The sequence below is a fragment of the Candidatus Sneabacter namystus genome (genome assembly GCF_008189685.1).
In the GTDB taxonomy this organism is placed as follows: domain Bacteria; phylum Pseudomonadota; class Alphaproteobacteria; order Rickettsiales; family Rickettsiaceae; genus Sneabacter; species Sneabacter namystus.
In genome coordinates this window covers 88,742-105,700 of record NZ_CP043312.1, presented here as the reverse complement: position 1 = coordinate 105,700, position 16,959 = coordinate 88,742, and the positions used below count along the sequence as shown (strand labels likewise).

The window sequence follows — 16,959 nt, the reverse complement described above, 5'->3', positions numbered from 1 at the left end:
ATTTATAGTCAGTACAAAGACACACGTACAATCCCCTATAAAAAATAATCTTCTACTGACTTTTTGTAAATTAAATATTTGGAAACAGTAAAATAACCAAACATAAAATACTTATACCTAACATCTGCCACAACATTCTAAATCAACTCACTTAAAAACACTATGAAGTTTTTCTTATACAATAGCCTTACAAAAACTAAGCAAGAATTTTTTCCGTTAAATAAGGAGCACGTAAAAATGTATGTATGTGGTCCTACAGTATACGATCTAATACATCTTGGAAATGCGAGAGCTAGCATAGTATATGATCTACTATACAGAATTCTTATATATCTTTATGGAGACCAACATGTTACATACGTACGAAATATAACTGATATAGATGATAAAATTATTCAAAGAGCACAAAAACTAAATATAAGTACTACAGATTTAACAAAAACCACAATAAAAAATTTTCATGCAGATGAGCGGTATTTAAACTGCTTAATACCTGATCATCAACCAAAAGCTACAGAGTATGTAAAAGAAATGATACAGATGATATCTGTATTAATAAGTAAGGAGTATGCGTACGTGTCAGATGGGCAGGTGTATTTTGCAGTAAAAAAGCTAGGACAACAGTATACACATTTATCCGGAAGAAAATACGAAGATATAGTAGCAGACTGTGCAAGCGAAGCAGGGAAAATTAGTAAATGTGACTTTGTTTTATGGAAATCCGCAAAAAATAATGAAAGAAATGAAGACACATTCGACAGTCCTTGGGGCAAAGGAAGGCCAGGTTGGCATATAGAATGTTCCGCCATGAGTCATGCATTATTGGGAAAAGATTTTGACATCCATGGCGGTGGCGTAGATTTAATTTTCCCTCATCACACAAACGAAATAGCTCAAAGTACAGCTGCCTTTCCTGGATCTAAGCATGCAAAATATTGGGTGCATAGCGGTTTTTTAACACATGGAAACGAAAAAATGAGTAAATCATTAAACAACTTTGTAACGGTACAAGATTTGCGTAATCAAGGCGTTCAAGCCCCTATCATAAGGTTAATGATACTAAACACTCATTATAGAAAACCATTGCATTTTTCTATGCAATCGCTTGCAGAGGCAAAAAAAAAGATTGCTTACATATACAAAGTTGTCAAAAGTATCAATAGTTCTTATAAGGAAAGATTCTCAAAAAAAGATATAGCTAGTCAAACATTACCAGAACAACTTCTATCACCTCTTCTAGATGATATGAATTCTCACCTTGCAATTGAATATGTATTCAATACTGCAAAACAATTAAACAAAGATACCTCGAGAAAAAATGAAAAACTTGCTAAAGATTTTATTGCAAGTACAAATTTCTTAGGATTCTTAACTCCAGAGTTATACAACTACGATACAGACGTTGTATCTTCTGACAAACAAAAACAAATAAATAAATTACTTGAAGAACGTAAAGTTGCTAAAGAACAAAAAAATTGGAAAAAAGCAGATGATATACGTAACAACTTAGAGGCACTTGGTATAAGAGTTTTAGATAATATAGATGGGTCTACAACTTGGGAAAAAATAAAAATTCTAGAATAAGTGAAAATTATAATAATTTTATATTTGAAGTCATGTATCAACTTATGGTATAAGAAATTATATCAACTAAAAATTGAACAAAGAATTTAGAATTAATCTCTTCTCTTATAAGAAAATTTGTTGTAGAGTTGTATATCTATAATATATGTGTCATATATTAGATCTTTGTTTAAAGAAGTACTAGCTTTAGTTGAAAAACAAGATGTACTTTTAAGGTTTATGTTTTAGAAAGTTACTTAACCTAGACGTGCATTTGATGTAATTATTGTATAAAGCCTAAAATTATAACATTTTAAATTGATGGAAAGTAAAGTTTTACTCATAGAAGATGATCCAATAACAGCACGGTCTGTGGAACTAATACTCACCTCTCATAATATGATTTGTGATACAGCTCACATAGGTACCGAGGGTTTAGAAATAGCAAAGATACATGACTATGACTTAATTATATTGGATCTAGTACTGCCTGATGTAGATGGGTATGAGGTATTACTCAGGTTGAGAGCTGCAAAAGTTCAAGCACCTGTGTTGATTCTTTCTGGCCTTACAAGCCCAGAGAAAAAAATACGTGGGTTTAGTATAGGGGCAGATGACTATCTAACGAAACCTTTTGATAAAGAAGAACTAGTCGCTCGAATAAAAGCCATTATAAGAAGATCAAAAGGGTTGTCTGACTCTACGATAAGGTTTGATAAGGTTGTCATTAATTTAGATGCAAAAAGTGTTGAGGTGGAAGGTAAACCACTTAAACTCACCAACAGTGAGTACACCATATTACACCTTCTGGCTTTAAGAAAAGGTACTGTAGTAAGTAAAGAAATGTTCTTAAATCATCTTTACAGAGGTAGAGAAGAGCCAGATGTTAAGATCATAGACGTATTTGTATGTAAGTTACGGAAAAAACTATCCGATGCATCAGGAGGTGTAAATTACATAGAAACAGTCTGGGGAAGAGGGCACATGCTAAAAGATATCGAACCTTGCGATACAAACAACTAAAAGCTACTTGCCTAGTAACATAGCCGCTTGCTTTTCTAGAGATGAGATCTCATCTCTTAATTTTGCAGCCTCTTCAAACTCTAAGTTATTTGCCGCCTTGAGCATAAGGGCTTTAATTTTCTTAATACGTTTTCCAAGTTGTTTTTCACTGCTAAAGGTATGTGTGTTGTTTTTATCACTTTCATCTTGACCTTCTTTAATGAAAGAAGAGAATGATTTTTCAATAGTTTTCGGAATAATACCATTTGCTTTATTATATACAATCTGTCTTTCCCTGCGGTTTTGTGTAATAGTAACAGCCTTTTTTATAGATGCGGTTATTACATCTGCGTAAAGTACGACTCTTCCGTTCGCATTTCTAGACACCCTACCAATTGTCTGAATTAGAGATGTTTCAGATCTCAAAAAACCTTCTTTATCAGCATCTAAGATTGCAATAAGAGCACATTCTGGTATGTCAATACCCTCTCGCAATAAGTTTATTCCGACTAAAACATCTATTACACCAGACCTTAAATCATTAATGATGTTCATTCTTTCAAACACTTTAACATCAGAATGCATATAAGAAGCCTTATAGTTCAACTCTTTCAAATACTCTGTCAAATTTTCCGCCATCTTTTTTGTCAAAGTGGTGACCAAAACTCTTTGAGAAGAATGAATACATAACTTTATCTCATTTATTAAATCTTCTACCTGATTTTTAGCAGGTTTTACGATACATAATGGATCTAATAAACCAGTTGGCCTAATAATTTGTTCTATAACTTGATCACCAGAAAGCTTTCTTTCTAATTCTCCAGGAGTAGCAGAAACAAAAATAGTCTGCCCTCTCATAGAATCCCATTCTGAAAATTTCAGTGGTCTATTATCAGCAGCAGATGGTAAACGAAATCCATAATCTATCAGTGTCGTTTTTCTAGCTAAGTCACCTCTATACATAGCAGAAATTTGAGGTAACGTGATGTGACTTTCATCAACAAAGCAGACAGTATTTTTTGGTAAATATTCAAATAAAGTAGGAGGATGACAACCAGGAGGCCTATTGGTTAGATATCTTGAATAATTTTCTATTCCTTTACAATGTCCTGTGACTTCTAGCATTTCTAAATCCATATTAGTTCTATGACTTAATCTTTGTGATTCTAGAATTTTGCCTTTTCCTTCTAATTCTTTGCATCTTTCTTTTAATTCCTCTCTAATAGAAGGTATAACATTACGTATTATGCTGCGCGGAGTAGTATAATGAGAGCTAGCATACAGTTTAAACTTATCAAGTTTGTTTAAGGTAGAAGAGGTTATAGCATCTATTTCTGAGATACTTTGCAAAGTATCTTCATCGAATGTAAGACGTATTGCCTTTTTGTCGTAATTAGAAGGAAAAATGTCTATATTACTTCCTAAAACTCTGAAATTACCCCTGACAAACTCTAGATCGTTACGCGCATACTGTAATGTCGCTATAGATTGAAATAATGAGGTACGAGGATAAGAAGATCCAACTTCGAAAGATAAGGTCATTTCTTGGTAAGCCTCAGGTCCTCCCAATCCATATATGCAAGATACAGAAGATACTACTATAAAGTCCTTTCTTTCTAGGACAGAAACTGTAGCAGAGTGACGTAAAAAATCTATGTATTCGTTGATCGCAGAATCCTTTTCTATATAGGTATCAGTTCTTGGTAAATATGCTTCAGGCTGATAATAATCGTAATATGATACAAAAAATTCCACAGCATTATGAGGAAATAATTCCCTCATCTCATTAAATAGCTGCATTGCTAAAGTTTTGTTAGAGGTAATTATCAACGCAGGCCTTCCAGAAGATTCTATCACTTTTGCCATAGTGAAAGTTTTACCAGAACCGGTAATACCAAGAAGCGTCTGGTTTTGATGTTTATAACTTAAACCTGAAGTAATAGATGCAATAGCTTTTGGTTGATCACCTGCCGGTATATTATTGCTTTTAATAGAAAAATGCATGCTCAATTGGTAAAAAAAATAGTTAACTTACAAAAAGAAGGATCAGGAATTTTTACAAAAAGTTAAGAACAAATTAATGCATAACTTTTTGTGGATAAATAGAACACCGAAAGGAAGTGTAATAAAACCTGATATACTACATATAGAGATAAAACGGTGGTTTTTAATCCAAATTTAGCGTTCCTCGCTTTTTCAGTATTGTGGATTGTTTTGTGAATAACCATCATTTATAAACCTACTTAAATATTTTTCCAATAACTTTTAACATGTTTTCAACAACAATTCCGCAATGTATCATGAATTTAAAGACCTTTCATTTTTACTCAATGCCCTAAGGCCTTCTACATCTGTTTTGCGTGAAAAGATAAAGCAAACTCATACTTATGATAAGTGCTTTATAACTTTCTACACATACCCTACCACAACATAAATATAATATATTTATATATTATTTTATTAGTGACAGTGGATAAAATGAGATGATCATCAGTACCAATCGTTTTTCATTTATTAGGTGGTAGTTTACTATATTTGTTAGTAGAATAGACGTATCCGAATACCATAAACTTTTAAAATAGGTCTAACATGGTGATGATTTCAGTAAAAGATACGGAAGATGTCAGAGCCATGCTAGAAAACTTAAAGGTGGGCGGTCCCATCGAAGGTGAGAGTTATGAGGTTACAACTCCTTTAGAAAAGGAACTTTGTGGAAGTAGACTAAAGTTGTATGGACCTTTAACACTGGATGGTTATGAATATAGACCATGGATCGCATTTACCCCTTCTACACATTGTGCAGACACAGTATCTATATCAGCGCGGTATGGTTTACACCCAGAGGAAGAAGAAAATGTTTTTAGAGTTTTGAGTAATCTTTCTAGTGTGCTTGAGCAAGACTTTTCCCCAAAAGTTTCAGTTTCTAAAACTTTGCTGCGCTACTTATGGTACAGCATGGGAAATGATTTCTTGGATCTGTATAATGACCTTGCATGTGGTTCTAGGATGAAAAAAATTTGTGTTAATGAGTCTTTAGAAGAGAAAGAAAGAAAAGATTTACTATTTGCAAAAGGGGTTTTTCTTGGAAAAGATGATACAGGCGAGTGGAAAGCTTACAACAACATGATGTGTACAAAAGATTTTGACAAATCTATATCAGAAAGTGGTTCTAACTTTCACGCCTTTGTAAGTTATAGCGTGAGTAATTTACAAGGTCTTTTTACGTACGTTGAGCAAACATCTAGAGACTGGGGTGGAAAGTTCTCTGGAAATTTAATACTTCCACAAAGCCTTGTATTGCTTCGCATGGAGCCAGATAGAATCGTTGAACAGATTAACGATATAAGGGAATCTGGATGTCCTGTTAAATTTCATGTATCAGACGTTCGTGTACCAGATTATAAATTTACAATAGATGGTCCAAGTTATTTTGTTGGCAATACGAATTTATTAACTATAAAAGAAGCGAGCGAGCAAAAGATTCACAATTATTTTGGATCTTTTAAGTTAGCACAAAAAGGAATAACTCGTTTTGAAGAATGTGTTTCCGACTCCGTTATAGGTGAGTTAGTGGGAAAATACGGAGCTGATCATTGTTTTAATATGAAATTCGGAGATGACTTAGTTGCGTTTTCTGAGAAAGTGCAAGCAGCAAGAGAAAGTGACTCTTATGAATTACAAGAGAAGATTATTATTTACCCGTTAAAAGAACTTCTTGTTGAAGAATTAGATGTTTTTCCTCATTGGAAGGTTCAAAAACCCCATTATGAAGTTTGCACAGGTTTACCAATAAAAGAGGAGCTCTCTTTTGTCAACAAAGGGTATGAAATGTCACCTCCATTAGCAGAAGAAAGAGGGTTATGGAAGGCTGATAAGCCCTTCTCGAATTATTTTTCTATGACTTTTGAGCGTTACAATACCGTAGAAGTGTTGCAGTTTGGTACAAGTTTTCCTGCTCATGAGCGTCCCATTTTGTTTTTTGGTGAAAATTTTATAAAACAGCTATGGTTTGCCGAAGGTAACGCTTTTGTTGACTTACTTTATCAATATGGAGAACAGGCTAGAATTATCGACAATAGTGATTCAGCGCAAGGTCGCAATGTTTGCTTTGATGATATTCCCAAAGGAGTGTTTTGGAGCAAGCACAGTGGTGTATGGAAGGCTTACAATAATCCAAAATGTAGTCAGGTACTTGATTTAGACAGCTTTAGCGAAAGTTATAGCAACTTCATTGTGGATGATGATTGGAGTAGTGCACTTGCTGTAATTCGTGAATCTTCTCATTCTTTCAAGCTGTCGAAAATTGTGCGTTTAAGTCAGTATCAAGTTATGTGCGGAAAATCTAAAAATGTGAGAGAAGATGTTATACGAGAAGAAGAACAATCAGATCCTCTTAGACTTGTAGTCTATGATTTTGATTTACGCTTTGATAAAGTAAAAATTGATCCAGTTCCTGCTTCATTGTCTAAGTTTTATTCTAGGTTAAAGGCTTCTTCTAATTTTGTATGTGATGAATCTTGTTATTCTTATAAACATAAGGTTGTCGAGCTTTCTTTTAAAAAAGCGAATGATGCTGTTAGGTGTAGTTATACAGATGCTGGTGGAGAATTTATTCTTCCGGACCAAAGTCGTATAAATAAAACGTTTTTAAGTTTAGTAGCCTTAAAAGAAGAAGAAGAGATAGCGATATCTGACTCAAGGGGCGATATGTATAGAAGTGCTCTTGCGGGCCTTATAGCTGTAAATACTGCTTGTGAAGCTGCAGCCGCCGTAGCAACTTCAGAAGAAGATAGCCAGCAAAGTTGAACGAGGTTTTTTTAGAATATTTTAAAGGTAAGAGTAGATGGTAATAATGGATAGTTTTGAAGGTGCGTTATATTATTTACTAGAGCTTAATTTTTCATAAATGGTTTTGTATATTTGCTCTATATATGATTCGTGTGCTTTTGACAAGTTTGGGTGTGCAGATACGTAGTACAATGCTAGATTACCATCTTTCTCTTGCTTAAAGATAAATTCACATTTTCTTATTCCAAGTAAGAGAGCCATTTTATAGCAGCGATCCTTGTTAGCTTTATCCATTTCATATTGATAAACTGTGCCGTTTTTGTAGATTGAGCACCATATCTGTTCATCTATCAAATGTACGTATAATATATTTCCTGGTAGGTATTCTATAAGAGATATTGTGTCGTCATTTATTGAAGATGATTCTCTAAAACTATTATCAAAATAAGTGATACTTTTTGATATATATCTTTGTAAATCATTTGCAAGTTCTAAAAGCTCTTCTGTAGATTGCGAGATGTAGTACTTTGGCGTTTTGAAACCTAAAGTACTTGCATTATTGTATATGAATGGGAACTGATTTATCATTCCAGAAGACATTGCTTCGCTGATAGGATTGATGACGTTATGTGAGTTATTTATTCTGTAAATTAGGTAGGCCCACCACTCATTTTTAACATAATGTCTGTCTTCTGGCGTGAAATCTATTAAATGCTCTAAAGTTAAGTAACTGATGCAATTATATATTCCGCTTACATTGTCAAAATCAATTTCACATTCTTTAAATTTCCAAATACACTTCGATGTTTGTGTACTAAAGGTATCAAAGATTTTCGTATCCTTGACAATATCTTGTAGAGAGATAGACACATAGTGTATTTTATTTTTCTCTAAGTATTGCTCGAAATTTTTAGCACCCAAATCGTTGTTATGTAGCACAAGAATCATATTTCATCCTACAAGTGCTTGTATTAATGCTAAAGAGATTCTCTTGTGAGGTAATCTTCTTTCGTAGAAACTGTACCCAGGTGTTGGATTAACTTCCAAAATGTAATAAGCATCTTTCGTTTTAATAAGATCGACTCCACAAAAAGGCAACTTTAATTTTTTGGATATTTGTATGCATTCCTCCTCAACATTTTCAGGTAGTGAATAATCATAAAATTCTCTTTTATTGGTGTATCTGTAATCTATAGTATCGGATTGTATTGCAACTGCGAAACATTTGTCTTTCACAACATGTACTCTGATATTTTTGCCTTCTAATAGCTCCTGAAATAAAACAGGCTCTTCACTGCAAGTGTTTTTATGCTCGTGCTTTCTATATTCCATGACAATTGAGCGTTCCGAACTTAATGATTTAAAAATGAAACGTCCTTTTTTTAATAAGCTAAAATCATTTTTAGCCAATATCACGGCCTTAGGCAATTGTATAGTTTTCAAAATGGGTCTTAATGAACTAATTTGATTTAATTTTGAATCATTAGAAACGCAGTTGATAGCCCTATTTAGCACATTTTTTAACCTTATGTTCATGACATAGCAGAAGGCAGAGATTGTATCGCGAATACCTCCACGATAACTAGTAAGAGAGATTCTATTCAGGACGCCACAAAAGTTGTCAAAATAGTATTTCTCATCACCCACTTTAAAGTGATCACTGAGTATTTTTAGCCTTCCGTCATATATCTTCTTTTGATCAAGAAAAAACATTGGTAATTCTCTATCTAATATGACTTCTGATAGACATTTTAGTGTTTCTTCTTCTGCAGAACCTACTAACAGTATCATTTATGTAAATAACAAGCCAATTTTTACTTATCCCAACAACTCTTCGTCTTGTCCAAAATCCATATCTATTGCACCTGCTGTATTATTATTACTGCAGAACACTCCTCCTTCATCATCTTTATCTTGATCTTTATCTTTATCTCTATCTCTGTCTCTATCTCTATCTTTATCTCTATTTCTAGCTTTTAAAGTAGAAGCACAACCTTGCTCTTCATCGTCTATTCCTAAAATTAATTCTTCTGTGTTTAATTTAATATCCATTTTTCCTACTCTATTTTTATTAGTAATTTTTTTCCTGAATCAAGAAGAAAGTGTGTGAAATCAAATTTTATGCCACACACTTTAAGCTCATGCCATAGTCTTTGTTACCACTGTAGTACAGCAGTTAAAACCATAGAAGTATCAAAATTATCCTGCTAATTCTTCATCTGCTCCAAAGTCAATGTCTGTAGCACCTGAAGCGTCACACATTACATCATCTGACAAACTAGGTCTATCACAGTCTCTATCTCTTGCTCTATCACAGTCTCTATCTCTGTTTCTAGCTTTTAAAGGAGAAGCGAAACCTTGCTCCTCATTATCTATTCCTAAAATTAATTCTTCTGTGTTTAATTTAATATCCATTTTTCCTACTCTATTTTTATTAGTAATTTTTTCCCTGAATCAAGAAGAAAGTGTGTGAAATCAAATTTTATTCCACACACTTTAAGCCAATGCTATAGTCTTTGTTACCACTGTAGTACAGCAGTTAAAACCATAGAAGTATCAAAATTATCCTGCTAATTCTTCATCTGCTCCAAAGTCAATGTCTGTAGCACCTGAAGCGTCACACATTACATCATCTGACAAACTAGGTCTATCAGAGTCTCTATCTCTTCCTCTATCGCTATCTCTATCTCTGTTTCTAGCTTTTAAAGGAGAAGCAAAACCTTGCTCTTCATCGTCTATTCCTAAAATTAATTCTTCTTTTGTTTTTATGTGCTCTTCTGTTGATAGCATCATTTTTTCATTGGTAAAGTTAGCCATACTACTTATCTAATTTTAATTATTATAAATAAAGTCAATCAAGAATAAATTTATTAACACGATGTTATTTAAAGAGTACTGTGCATCTTCACACATCATTTTAATAAATATTACTAATTAAATTTATCTTAGATTAAACACAACATGTCAAGTTTATTTTTTAATTTCTTCTTTAAAGATTGTTATATAAATGTTAATTTTATAGTTAAATATTGTATATATTAAAGATTTATAAAATTGAAAATAATGGTTATGTAACATGAAAAAGAGTTTTATATCAGATTCCTTAAGACCTAAGGTGGGAGATAGCGCAAAAACTATAAATCACTTGTTTCGCGGTGTTGTCATTTCTGACATTTTAAATACCAAAACTAGGCACAATTGTGTAAGGAAAATCATTTCTCATTCTTTCGAAGTGAAAGAAAGTGAACGGGTAATGCAGTTTGTTGATGTGCTGAAAATAATGTTTCCTATAGTAAAGAAAAACACGAAGAAAAGTTAATTTGAAAAATTGGTGTATATCATTATGAGTTTATATAAATTTTCCTCGTTTAACAGAACGATTGAGGGAGAGGAGGGTGTAATATTACATAACACTATTACTAGGCGTTCTGTGGGTTATGGCTCTGATGTTGAAAAAGTAAAGGATCAGATACTGCAACAGCAGGTACGTACTTTAGAATCAGATGTTGATAAGCTTTTATTGCAAATTATAGCAGCGGAATTATTGGATAGAGGAGCGATAGTTCCAGTGGAGCATGTAAATAGAGAGGAGGAATATTTAAACTCTCTTTCTGCTCCTATTTTGCCGGAGTATGGATTTTTTGGTTGCAAAGTTGCCAAAGTGCAGTCGATAAAAGATGAGAGTAATTTGATAGCATGTTTTGGTGTTCCATGTGATGTGGGTGCTTCTAAGCCTGGTAGCAGGTATGGTCCTAGATTGTTAAGAGGGCGTAGTAAGGACATGAATTTTAGGGGAGGAAGGCCTATTTTGCTAGATCTTTTTAACAAAAATACCGTGTCCTTCGATAAGTTAGTTGATTTAGGAGACGTGACGTCTACCAGGGGCAACGTCCAGCAATGGATTGCTAACGTACGAGCTTTGTTAGCAAAGATTCCAACGGCTTGTATTCCATGCATGATAGGTGGGGATCACTCACTGACCTATGCTGCTGTAACTCATTTGTGGGATACTGGTAAAAGATTTTCTTTGGTGCAGCTAGATCATCATTTAGACATTCAGTTATGGGGAAAATTTAAAGATAATAAACCAGAGTATTTAGATGATCTTTCTCACGGGAACTTTGTTTCTTGGGTCAAGTATCAAATTCCTGATATAGATATCTTAAATATAGGTGCTTCTCGTTATCAAAGTTTTTCAGACATATCGTCGGATCAGGTTAATCAATACATTAATACAGTTTGCAAAGTTATATCTGACTTTGAAGTTCAGAATTGTGAAATAACAAGCATAATTGAAAAGCTCCCGCAAGATCAGGATATTTATTTAAGCATAGATATAGATGCTATTAACTCTATTTTTATCAGAAGTAATACCGGCTTTCCTGGTCATACTGGTATTTGTTTGGATAAATTTGTCAGTATCGTACATTTTCTGACAACTAAAAATAACGTTATAGGTTTAGATTTAATGGAGCATGGGGTATCGAATAATCATGAGAATCATTATAGTTCCTCTACTATTTTAGCGAATATTTTAATCAATATTATTTGTAATATTAATTTTCATTAAAAATAATTGCGCATCTGATTAAGTTATATTAATATCCTCTATGGACTTACTTTTCTAAACTAAATAGGTATTAACTATGATATTTTTCCGTAATGAAGTTCCCGCTTCTGTAATGAGGATGAATAAAGGAAGTTTTGCTTTCGTTAACGACGCTGAACATTACTTTATTAAAGCCCCTCAAGAGATGCAAAGCTCTCTTACAGTAAACTTCAGGGGTAGCAATGTTGATGTTAGGTTAAGGGATGATTTTCCAGATTCTGATCCAATAAAAGTAAATTTGAGAGGACTTGCTCGTGATGCGCAGGTTGAGTTGAAGAATGGTGCGTTGAGTTTGGACAGTGTAGCTGGAGGCATGAGAGCGAAGGTAGATAACGGATCATTGAAGGCCAAGGTGCACAAAGCAGACGTCAATACACTAGATGCTAAGGTATGTATTGGCAGATTGCAAAATAGCTCTGATTTACACGATCAAGCTGGTGGTGCCGCTGCTGCTGGTGGTCATGGCCATGTGCATACTTCTTCTTCTGGTGCTGGTGTTTTTGGTAGCTGCTTTACTGGTATGCCAGGTGATTTCTTTGCAGGAGTACTTGGAGGAATGGGTTCTAGAGATGTTCACTACGCTGGCGAAGGTAGTGCAAATGTACATCTAGAAGTTGGTAATGGTGTGCTAGATTTGTGTTAAAACTGTCTTGTGAAACGCTTGTTTAACAATAAATGAGCTTTTTAGGGTTATAGTTTCAAAAAATGCGTTTTCCAAATACCTTTTCTATTTGAGATAGATGGTATCTTGGTTAGCGCATTTTTCCCGTTAATTAAAAATGTCTTTTTGTACTTGTCATCTTTTTTAATTGTGTGAAGTGTTCTCGTGTTGAGTTTGTGCTTGACATGCTATTCCGATCATATTATTACAACCATAAGTTGTGTAACAGCACTTTAATTACCATTTTTTTAAAACAACTGATGACTAAAGAAAAAGAATTACCCATTCCTCACGAGATACTAAAAAGAAAACGTGAAAATGAAATATTAAAAAATAAACGACAAAAGACAGATGAGATAATACGTAAACGTAAAGCGAGAAAAAGAAAAACTAAGACACCAGAAGAACTAATCAAGATAATAGGTCAGTATTGCGAAAACCCTAATTCTATGGTGGAGGCTATTAAATGTAGGCGAGAGAAAGAAATTAGAGAGCAATTGAGATTGGGTGATATTAGGGCTGAATATAAGACTATGCTAAAGTCTGATATAGCGGATATGCCATATGAAAAAGGCAATGCTCCGGGGGCCGTGGGTCAAACAGCTCTTGCTTTTTGCCTTGAGTTGGAAAGTAAGTGTCATGTTGTAGCAAAAGGAGTTACAAATACACATGAATTATCAGAAGATGTAGGTGCATGGACCCATGCCGCTTTGAGTGATAAGCTTGAAAAAGATGCCTTACACAGGCAGGCCGTACAAGGGACACAAAAACCACCTTTGTTTAAAGTTGACGAAAAAGCCAGAAGTTTGTATGCGATTGAAAAAGGATGGCTTGGAGATCCAAATTCATCTATGTCAAAGATTCGTTCTGAGATAGACTGTTACAATCGTAATCTTAGCTCTAATTCAGATAAGATAAACGTGTTTTCTGATAGCTATTCAGCCTTAACAACTACAACTAAGCATCATATTATTGAATCAGAAAACGGATTACAGCAGATGTGGGCTAAATTTCAAGGTAGAATGAGGGGTGCTGTGAGCCTATATTCTGAGCATCCAGAAAAAGTTGATGGTCATCCATGGCTGCATGCTAGCCTGATATTGTTTGCACGATATATTTGTGATTTTGACAAATTTTTTGGTACTGACGATAGCATTCATGCGACCACAAAAGTGGCTTGGAATCCTGGTAATTTGATAACGGGGCCAGCTCCACATTGTAGAGAACGGCATGATGGTACTAAAGCAAATCCTTCTTTTGATAGAACAATATCCCCCGCTATTGATATTTTGGACTTATCTTTACAAGATTATAACAATTCTAGTAAAGATGTTAAAAGTATGATCAACAATTTGGAAGTTGAATTGCTTGGTAAACAGATATCTATAAGGCGTGGAGACAAAAGGGAAGAATTGATTCAATGCATACGGTGGTTAGTGAAGATATTACAAGTTTCAGATCAAGCTTTGTCAGATGCGCACGAAATAGATGAGTATTTCGCCAATTTTTGGTTGTGTTGGATAAATTTGCTTTGGAGTGGATTTTGGGTAGGCTCTTACGCACGCGGCAAGTCCAATGATAATTTACATAAGCCTGTGCTTCAAGTAGGGCGCCCTAAAATTATAGGACAAAGCTATAATACTATTGGCATTGCAAAGAAGTATGCTGAAGCTTTTAATTCTAATTAAATAAGGTAACTCTGACATGTATATTGACTTTTTGGTTGTTATGCATTGCGATAGACGCAAAACTTCTTGAAAAAGTGTTGGCTTGATGTTTATATGAGTGGTGTGGGCATATGGGTTTAGGAGGCGTGCTTTGCGGCTGTGGTGAAAATGGTAGACACGCAGTCTTGAGGGGGCTGTTTCAATTGAAGTGAAGGTTCGAGTCCTTTCAGCCGCACGTGTTTTTATTAAAGTATAATCGATGGTTTTATGCCTGTAATGTCTGATTTTTGGATCTCAAATATGGCAAACGAGCGTGATATGATTAGTCCTTTTGTTGATTCGCAGGTCAGCGCAGTGCATGATAAGGGGATAATATCTTACGGACTTTCATCATACGGCTATGATGCGCGAGTATCTAAGAAATTTAAGATTTTTACAAATGTAAACTCTGGAATAGTGGATCCAAAAGAGTTTAACGCAAATAACGTTGTAGATTTCGAAGGAGATTGTTGTTTAATTCCTCCGAACAGTTTTATTCTTGGCAGTACTATAGAGAAGTTTAAAATTCCAAGGGATACGCTTGTACTTTGTGTTACTAAATCTACATATGCGCGTTGTGGCATAATAGTCAATGTAACTCCTTTGGAACCTGAATGGGAAGGTTATGTTACTTTGGAGTTTTCTAATACTACTCCTTTGCCTGCAAAAATATATGCTGAAGAAGGTGCATGCCAATTTCTTTTTCTTCGTGGAGATAAGGAATGCAAAATTTCTTACGCTGACAGGAAAGGAAAATATATGAACCAGAAAGACATTACTTTACCTTCTGTTTAGGCGTGCGTGACTAAGTATTTATTTAATGAAGTTAGTTAATATATGAAAGAAACAACAGTGCGTTTTATCGTAAAGACTCAATATGTGAAAGATTTGTCATTTGAAGGCCCTTCTAGTGCGCTAAAGATTTTGCAATGTAAATCTTCTCCTACTGCTGATATCAAAACGGATGTTGCAATATCTAAAGAGGAGGGTATGGATAATACTTATGAGGTGGTGTTGTTTTTTAGAGTTAAGTCGTCCATTGATAAAGAAGATCTATTCCTTGTGGATCTTGCATATGCTGGTGTTTTTTCTTTTGAAGAAATGGAACAGAAAAAAATGGAAAACAAAGAGGAGTTTTTGCTTTTTACGCAAGGTGCTGCCTTATTATTTCCCTTTGCAAGACACATAATAGCAAGTACTATTTCTAGTGCTGGGTTTCCTCCTGTTGTTATTTCTCCTATAAATTTCTCTGATTTATATTTGTTAAAGAAGTCTGATAATGGTACTCCTTCTTAGACATTCTCTTTTTAATTTCTGATATGTAAGTGTTTATGTCAAATTTAGATCCTGTGATAGATCTTGCTGTTAAGCTAATACGATTTCCTTCTGTTACACCTGATTCTGCTGGTTCAGTGGAATTTTTAGAAGATTTGTTTCAGAAAGAAGGCTTTAGTTGCTTTAGAAGAGATTTTGATTCAGATGAGTATAAAAGACCAGTGTCGAATTTATATGCTTATCGTGGGACTGAAGGACCAAATATATGCTTTGCTGGACACTTAGATGTTGTGCCACCAGGTAATTTGAGTGATTGGCATTTTGCGCCATTTGATGCTGTGATCGAGGGGGATGTATTGCATGGACGTGGTACTGTTGATATGAAAGGTTCTATTGCATGTTCTATAGATGCGGCATTAGCCTTTATTCGGGCCAATCCAGACAGACGTGTCAGTTTTCTTATGACGACAGATGAAGAAGGAGTTGCACATGATGGTGTTAAGAGAATGTTGGATGAATTAGAAAAATATAATCATAAGCTAGATTTTGCTATATTTGGAGAACCTACGTGCAAAGAGAAAGTAGGAGAAGTGATAGCTGTAGGTAGACGTGGAAGTATAAATTTTGTTTTAACGTGTGATGGAAAGCAAGGTCACATAGCTTATCCTGATTCGTTTGTAAATCCTGTTGAACAGGTGGTAGAAATAGCTAAGAACCTTAAAGAGATAAAGCTTGACGATGTTAAAGATAAATTTTCTGCCTCTGTATTGAATATTACTTCTATTGACGTTGGTAATAAAGTCACAAATCTTATACCTGCTAGAGCAGAGATACGTTTTAATATCAGATTTAATAAAGTATTGTCTGAATCAAAAATAGTAGCGCTTGTTTCTGAAGCGGCGCGAAAGGTTACGGATAATTTTTCTATGTCTTATGAATGTTCGGCATTGCCATTTTTGAGTGAAGAGGATGATTTCATAAGGGCATTTGCAAAAGTTAGTAAAAAAATTACTTCTATTAGTCCTAAATTTGTTACTGGAGGAGCGACTTCAGATGCTAGATTTGTATCTAAATGTTGTCCTTGCATAGAATTTGGGTTACATTACAACAGGGCTCATCAGGTGGATGAACAAGTAGGTTTAGAAGATATTAAAAAATTAAGAGATGTCTATAAGGGTTTCCTTTTCGAGACCTTAAGTCTTTAGCTCGTTTTCTATTCATGCTGGTTGTGCTCCTTTGGTGCGTGAGCGGATATGGCGGAATTGGTAGACGCGTTAGGCTTAGGACCTAATGCTTTTTGGGCGTGGGGGTTCGAGTCCCTCTATCCGTACCAGTAAATGAATTATTTAATTGAA

Annotated in this window: 16 protein-coding genes and 2 tRNA genes; 12 read left to right on the top strand and 6 right to left on the bottom strand. The window is 34.5% G+C overall.

Annotation, left to right across the window (positions count from 1 at the left end; translation table 11 throughout):
• Positions 1–162: 162 nt before the first annotated feature.
• Both cysS and ctrA read left to right on the top strand, forming a co-directional pair.
• Complete coding sequence (cysS, locus tag FZC37_RS00425) at positions 163–1,584, top strand: cysteine--tRNA ligase (protein WP_148951770.1); 1,422 nt, start codon at positions 163–165, stop codon at positions 1,582–1,584.
• A 300-nt stretch (positions 1,585–1,884) separates the two neighbouring features.
• Positions 1,885–2,586: a response regulator transcription factor CtrA gene (ctrA, locus tag FZC37_RS00420; protein WP_148951769.1), complete on the top strand. Its 702-nt coding sequence runs from the start codon at positions 1,885–1,887 to the stop codon at positions 2,584–2,586.
• A 3-nt stretch (positions 2,587–2,589) separates the two neighbouring features.
• Here the strand turns inward: ctrA and uvrB are convergent, their stop codons facing one another.
• Complete coding sequence (uvrB, locus tag FZC37_RS00415) at positions 2,590–4,569, bottom strand: excinuclease ABC subunit UvrB (RefSeq protein ID WP_148951768.1); 1,980 nt, start codon at positions 4,567–4,569, stop codon at positions 2,590–2,592.
• Between the two features lie 591 nt (positions 4,570–5,160).
• On the opposite strand from uvrB, the gene FZC37_RS00410 reads away from it, so the two are divergent.
• On the top strand, positions 5,161–7,371 hold the full coding sequence (locus FZC37_RS00410; RefSeq protein ID WP_148951767.1) for a hypothetical protein: 2,211 nt from the start codon (positions 5,161–5,163) through the stop codon (positions 7,369–7,371).
• 72 nt (positions 7,372–7,443) lie between these two features.
• On the opposite strand, the gene FZC37_RS00405 is transcribed toward FZC37_RS00410, so the two are convergent.
• The 5 genes from FZC37_RS00405 to FZC37_RS00385 form a co-directional block, all read right to left on the bottom strand.
• Positions 7,444–8,301, bottom strand: a complete 858-nt coding sequence (locus FZC37_RS00405) for a hypothetical protein (protein WP_148951766.1) — start codon at positions 8,299–8,301, stop codon at positions 7,444–7,446.
• Between the two features lie 3 nt (positions 8,302–8,304).
• The gene (locus FZC37_RS00400) at positions 8,305–9,144 is read right to left on the bottom strand and encodes an ATP-grasp domain-containing protein (RefSeq protein WP_148951765.1); all 840 of its coding nucleotides are present in this window, start codon (positions 9,142–9,144) and stop codon (positions 8,305–8,307) included.
• A 27-nt stretch (positions 9,145–9,171) separates the two neighbouring features.
• Positions 9,172–9,405, bottom strand: a complete 234-nt coding sequence (locus FZC37_RS00395) for a hypothetical protein (RefSeq protein WP_148951764.1) — start codon at positions 9,403–9,405, stop codon at positions 9,172–9,174.
• Positions 9,406–9,552: 147 nt separating this feature from the next.
• Entirely contained in the window at positions 9,553–9,768 is a 216-nt protein-coding gene (locus FZC37_RS00390) for a hypothetical protein (RefSeq protein WP_148951763.1), read from the bottom strand.
• Between the two features lie 147 nt (positions 9,769–9,915).
• Positions 9,916–10,170 carry a hypothetical protein gene (locus tag FZC37_RS00385; protein WP_148951762.1) on the bottom strand — a complete coding sequence of 85 codons (255 nt, stop codon included), beginning with the start codon at positions 10,168–10,170 and terminating at the stop codon, positions 9,916–9,918.
• Positions 10,171–10,429: 259 nt separating this feature from the next.
• Here FZC37_RS00385 and FZC37_RS00380 point away from each other — a divergent pair, with 259 nt between their 5' ends.
• The 9 genes from FZC37_RS00380 to FZC37_RS00340 all read left to right on the top strand — a co-directional run bounded on the left by FZC37_RS00380 (position 10,430) and on the right by FZC37_RS00340 (position 16,937).
• On the top strand, positions 10,430–10,672 hold the full coding sequence (locus FZC37_RS00380) for a hypothetical protein (protein WP_148951761.1): 243 nt from the start codon (positions 10,430–10,432) through the stop codon (positions 10,670–10,672).
• A 24-nt stretch (positions 10,673–10,696) separates the two neighbouring features.
• Complete coding sequence (locus tag FZC37_RS00375) at positions 10,697–11,923, top strand: arginase family protein (protein WP_148951760.1); 1,227 nt, start codon at positions 10,697–10,699, stop codon at positions 11,921–11,923.
• A gap of 76 nt (positions 11,924–11,999) precedes the next feature.
• Entirely contained in the window at positions 12,000–12,605 is a 606-nt protein-coding gene (locus FZC37_RS00370; protein ID WP_148951759.1) for a hypothetical protein, read from the top strand.
• Positions 12,606–12,883: 278 nt separating this feature from the next.
• On the top strand, positions 12,884–14,311 hold the full coding sequence (locus tag FZC37_RS00365; RefSeq protein ID WP_148951758.1) for a hypothetical protein: 1,428 nt from the start codon (positions 12,884–12,886) through the stop codon (positions 14,309–14,311).
• Between the two features lie 132 nt (positions 14,312–14,443).
• Positions 14,444–14,525, top strand: a tRNA-Leu gene (locus FZC37_RS00360).
• A 32-nt stretch (positions 14,526–14,557) separates the two neighbouring features.
• Positions 14,558–15,124, top strand: a complete 567-nt coding sequence (dcd, locus tag FZC37_RS00355; protein WP_148951757.1) for a dCTP deaminase — start codon at positions 14,558–14,560, stop codon at positions 15,122–15,124.
• 42 nt (positions 15,125–15,166) lie between these two features.
• Entirely contained in the window at positions 15,167–15,625 is a 459-nt protein-coding gene (gene secB / locus FZC37_RS00350; RefSeq protein WP_148951756.1) for a protein-export chaperone SecB, read from the top strand.
• Between the two features lie 35 nt (positions 15,626–15,660).
• The gene (gene dapE, locus FZC37_RS00345) at positions 15,661–16,809 is read left to right on the top strand and encodes a succinyl-diaminopimelate desuccinylase (protein WP_148951755.1); all 1,149 of its coding nucleotides are present in this window, start codon (positions 15,661–15,663) and stop codon (positions 16,807–16,809) included.
• 42 nt (positions 16,810–16,851) lie between these two features.
• Positions 16,852–16,937, top strand: a tRNA-Leu gene (locus FZC37_RS00340).
• Positions 16,938–16,959 lie beyond the last annotated feature (22 nt).

Excerpts from the sequence above, each read along its gene's own strand:
- cysS (WP_148951770.1), top strand. The coding sequence starts at position 163 with ATGAAGTTTTTCTTATACAATAGCCTTACAAAAACTAAGCAAGAATTT.
- ctrA (WP_148951769.1), top strand. The coding sequence starts at position 1,885 with ATGGAAAGTAAAGTTTTACTCATAGAAGATGATCCAATAACAGCACGG.
- uvrB (WP_148951768.1), bottom strand. The coding sequence starts at position 4,569 with ATGCATTTTTCTATTAAAAGCAATAATATACCGGCAGGTGATCAACCA.
- FZC37_RS00410 (WP_148951767.1), top strand. The coding sequence starts at position 5,161 with ATGATTTCAGTAAAAGATACGGAAGATGTCAGAGCCATGCTAGAAAAC.
- FZC37_RS00405 (WP_148951766.1), bottom strand. The coding sequence starts at position 8,301 with ATGATTCTTGTGCTACATAACAACGATTTGGGTGCTAAAAATTTCGAG.
- FZC37_RS00400 (WP_148951765.1), bottom strand. The coding sequence starts at position 9,144 with ATGATACTGTTAGTAGGTTCTGCAGAAGAAGAAACACTAAAATGTCTA.
- FZC37_RS00395 (WP_148951764.1), bottom strand. The coding sequence starts at position 9,405 with ATGGATATTAAATTAAACACAGAAGAATTAATTTTAGGAATAGACGAT.
- FZC37_RS00390 (WP_148951763.1), bottom strand. The coding sequence starts at position 9,768 with ATGGATATTAAATTAAACACAGAAGAATTAATTTTAGGAATAGATAAT.
- FZC37_RS00385 (WP_148951762.1), bottom strand. The coding sequence starts at position 10,170 with ATGGCTAACTTTACCAATGAAAAAATGATGCTATCAACAGAAGAGCAC.
- FZC37_RS00380 (WP_148951761.1), top strand. The coding sequence starts at position 10,430 with ATGAAAAAGAGTTTTATATCAGATTCCTTAAGACCTAAGGTGGGAGAT.
- FZC37_RS00375 (WP_148951760.1), top strand. The coding sequence starts at position 10,697 with ATGAGTTTATATAAATTTTCCTCGTTTAACAGAACGATTGAGGGAGAG.
- FZC37_RS00370 (WP_148951759.1), top strand. The coding sequence starts at position 12,000 with ATGATATTTTTCCGTAATGAAGTTCCCGCTTCTGTAATGAGGATGAAT.
- FZC37_RS00365 (WP_148951758.1), top strand. The coding sequence starts at position 12,884 with ATGACTAAAGAAAAAGAATTACCCATTCCTCACGAGATACTAAAAAGA.
- dcd (WP_148951757.1), top strand. The coding sequence starts at position 14,558 with ATGCCTGTAATGTCTGATTTTTGGATCTCAAATATGGCAAACGAGCGT.
- secB (WP_148951756.1), top strand. The coding sequence starts at position 15,167 with ATGAAAGAAACAACAGTGCGTTTTATCGTAAAGACTCAATATGTGAAA.
- dapE (WP_148951755.1), top strand. The coding sequence starts at position 15,661 with ATGTCAAATTTAGATCCTGTGATAGATCTTGCTGTTAAGCTAATACGA.